This is a genomic window from Campylobacter concisus (assembly GCF_002913865.1).
Classification (GTDB): domain Bacteria; phylum Campylobacterota; class Campylobacteria; order Campylobacterales; family Campylobacteraceae; genus Campylobacter_A; species Campylobacter_A concisus_AM.
Map to the genome: position 1 here is coordinate 1 of NZ_POYX01000110.1, position 3244 is coordinate 3244.

A 3244-nucleotide genomic window follows, 5' to 3' on the forward strand; every position below is an offset into this window, starting at 1 on the left:
ATGTAGGAGCTAGCGTAAGTTTTAAGGAGTAAAACTATGGAAATTTTCAAAGCAGCGGCAAATCAAACACTTGATGCAAACATGAGCACGTCGGCTCAGCGTCAGATAGACAGCAGACCTATCGAGCACTCAGATGTCAAAGTAAATGCCGACAAAAACGGCAAATCAAAGGATGCTAACGAGCTTGACGGACTTAGCAACGAGGATCTTGCTAGAAAGACAAGAGAGGTCACTGATAGGCTAAACTATCAGATGCAACAGCTCGATACTAATGTAAGATTTGCTTACAACGAGAAGTTAAATTTAATGGTAGTGCAAGTAAAAGACGCCAAAACAGGCGAAGAGATAACACAGCTTCCAAGTAAAGAAGCTATAAAAATCAGCGAGTATTTCAAAGAAAGTATCGGAATACTTTTTGACAAGGAGAGTTAAAAATGGCAGTAGGTAACGTAACAAATTTAGGCATCGGTACAAAAAATAGCGGCCTAAACGATGAGCTTATCAAGAAACTAAAAGAGGCTGATGAGGCTGGACAGATCAAACCACTTACAACAAGACTAGAGAAAAATGAGCTTAAGCAAAAGGACCTTGCAGCTCTAAAAACTCTTGTTAGCAACGTAAATGTTAGTGGCAAAACACTTGGCGGCGAGGCACTTTATCTAAAAAGAAATACAAATAACGCTGGCAAAAGCGTCACAGCTTCTGCTGCAAACGGCGTTAGCGTGCAAAGCTTTAGTATCGATGTGCAAAAACTTGCTCAAAAAGATACATTTCAAAGCAAGAATTTCAAAAATTCTTCAAGCATGGTGGGTGCGACAAATACTGGCTCGTTTGATGTTGAGATCGATGGACAAAAATTCTCTATCGGCGTGACAAGATCTACAACGTATCAAGATATCGTTGATAAGATAAATGACGTAAGTGGCGGTAAATTGCAAGCTAGAATTTTAAATGTTGGTGGCGATAAACCAAATCAAATAATGCTTCAATCAGGTAGCACTGGCGCTACGCAGACTATCAAATTTTCAAACGACACCGCTGGCGTTTTAGACAAGCTTGGCTGGGATGATACGCAGTTTCAAGATACAGATGAGCACGGCACAGCGCTAACAAATCCTGATGGCTCGCCAAAGATGACATCAAATTTGGAGAAAAATAGAATTCTAAAAGCGCAAGATGCAGAATTTACATATAACGGCGTAAATATCAAAAGAAGTAAAAACAGCTTTGATGATCTAAGACCTGGCGTAAATATCACGCTAAATGAGACTGGCAGGACAAATGTCAGCATCTCTCAAAACACTGAAGAGGTCGTAAAAGCGGTTGAAGAGTTTATAAAAGACTACAACCTAATGACCATGAACCTTGAGATCGCTACAAAATATGATGAAGAAAAAGGCGCTGGTACTTTCCAAGGTGTAAGTGAAATTTCAAGCCTTAGATCAAACATCGGACGTCTAGTAAATGGTCAAGATAGCGAAGGCAAAGCGCTAAGTAAATTTGGCATAGTGCCAGATAAAGACGGTCAGCTCCAGCTTGATCTAAATAAATTTAACGCAGCTCTTAGCAAAGATCCAGAAGAAATTCAGAAATTTTTCATGGGTTCAAGCAAGACTGAGCCGATAAGCTACATGGGTAACTCAACCGTTAGCGCAGGTGCGTTAAATATCCAAGCTGGCGATCTAACGATAAATGGTAAGTCAGTTATATTTTCAACCACAGCTGGTGGGACAGCTGAAGATAACGCTCTAAAACTTCAACAAGCTATCAATGACGCTGGTATCGACGGAGTCACAGCTAGTCTTGATCAAAGTGGCAAGAGGATCATCTTAAAAAGAAGTGATGGTGAAAACATCGAGGTAAAAGGCAAGGCTTCTGCACTAGCAACTCTTGGCATGAGCGAAGCCACTGTAAATCCAGTGACTAAAAAAACCGATGGACTTTTTACAAAGCTAGCTAATATGCTTGATGGCGCTGTTGGCAAAAAAGGCACTATGATCGCTATGCAAAATCAGCTAAAAGACGAGAGTGAGTCTATCACTAAAAATAAAGAGAGCACTCAAAAGCTTTTAGATGAGAAATATACAACGATGCAAGAGCGCTTCATCAAGTATAACTCTATCATCGCAAGTTTAGAAAATCAGTTCTCAACTCTAAAATCAATGATAGATGCTGAGATAAACAGTAGAAAATAAGAGAGAAAAATGAATCAAAGTGCATATAGTGCATACGCACAGTCGAGTTTCGGGGGCATCGAGTCCCCGACTAAATTAATAGAAATGCTTTATGACGGAATTTTAAAATTTATATTTCGCACAAAAAAAGCGATCGAAGCTGGAGATATAGAGAAAAAAGTCTATTACATAAACAGAGCAAACGCTATCTTTGTCGAGCTTTTAAACTCGCTTGATTATTCTCAAGGCGACGTGGCTCACTATCTTAGCGGCCTTTATACAAGACAGATGCAGCTTCTTGCTATGGCAAATATCCAAAATGATATTAACGCGCTAAATGAAGTAACAAATGTCGTAAAGCAGTTATCAGAAGCATGGAGGGAGGTAACATCAGGTGAATAGCTGGATCAATGAATTTAAGTTAGCGTTAATAAACGAAGACACAAGAAAGCTAGCTGCACTATCACAAAGCTTTAGCGAAGATATGTTTAAAAGCTTAGCTGCAGCTGAAGAGGCAAAGGCCTTGATAGGTGGTGCGATAGAGCTTTTTAAAACCAAATCTTTACACATCCAAAACGAGCTTACAAAACTACAAAAAGCTCAAAAATACGTAAAAAATTAATCTAATCTCAAACTTTCAAGGCACGGCATATTTGCTGGTTCTGTCTTGAAAATCTTTCAAATTTACTAACTGCTTGCTACTTGAAATTTACTCTAAATTTAAGCGAAGGCACGGCGTTAAGCCGAGTTCTGTCTTGAGCGATCATTTATCTACGCTTGCTTTTACAAACAAGCTCTAGCGAAGGGTTTTAATATAAGACCAAAACCATCCCTTCTTACTGCAAGTTGGGTTTATATGGCCACGCAAGTTACCAAGCGCGCCGGTGGGCTCTTACCCCGCCGTTTCACCTTTACCGCCAAGGCGGAAGTTTGCTTTCTGTTACACTATCCCTTAGGTTTCCCTAGCCATCCGTTAGATGGAACTTCGTCTTATCGCAGCTCGGACTTTCCTCTTTTGCAAGATACAAAAGCGACCGCTTACCGTGCCAGAGCGTGATTATATTTAAAAT

At 40.0% G+C, this 3244-nt stretch carries 4 protein-coding genes and 1 other RNA gene; 4 read left to right on the forward strand and 1 reads right to left on the reverse strand.

Annotated elements, in window-relative coordinates; all coding sequences use genetic code 11:
* Positions 1-36 precede the first annotated feature (36 nt).
* The 4 genes from CYP77_RS07305 to CYP77_RS07320 are packed head-to-tail and all read left to right on the forward strand — an operon-like array spanning position 37 to position 2796.
* The gene (locus tag CYP77_RS07305) at positions 37-432 is read left to right on the forward strand and encodes a FlaG family protein (RefSeq protein WP_021089781.1); all 396 of its coding nucleotides are present in this window, start codon (positions 37-39) and stop codon (positions 430-432) included.
* A 2-nt stretch (positions 433-434) separates the two neighbouring features.
* Positions 435-2195 (forward strand): flagellar filament capping protein FliD, encoded by a 1761-nt coding sequence (gene fliD, locus CYP77_RS07310; protein WP_103565905.1) that lies wholly within the window; start codon positions 435-437, stop codon positions 2193-2195.
* 9 nt (positions 2196-2204) lie between these two features.
* Positions 2205-2576, forward strand: a complete 372-nt coding sequence (gene fliS / locus CYP77_RS07315) for a flagellar export chaperone FliS (RefSeq protein WP_009293744.1) — start codon at positions 2205-2207, stop codon at positions 2574-2576.
* The gene (locus CYP77_RS07320; protein WP_103565909.1) at positions 2569-2796 is read left to right on the forward strand and encodes a hypothetical protein; all 228 of its coding nucleotides are present in this window, start codon (positions 2569-2571) and stop codon (positions 2794-2796) included. The genes fliS and CYP77_RS07320 overlap by 8 nt, the downstream gene beginning before the upstream one ends.
* 101 nt (positions 2797-2897) lie before the next feature.
* Here the strand turns inward: CYP77_RS07320 and rnpB are convergent.
* Positions 2898-3224: RNase P RNA component class A (rnpB, locus tag CYP77_RS07325), an RNA gene on the reverse strand.
* Positions 3225-3244 lie beyond the last annotated feature (20 nt).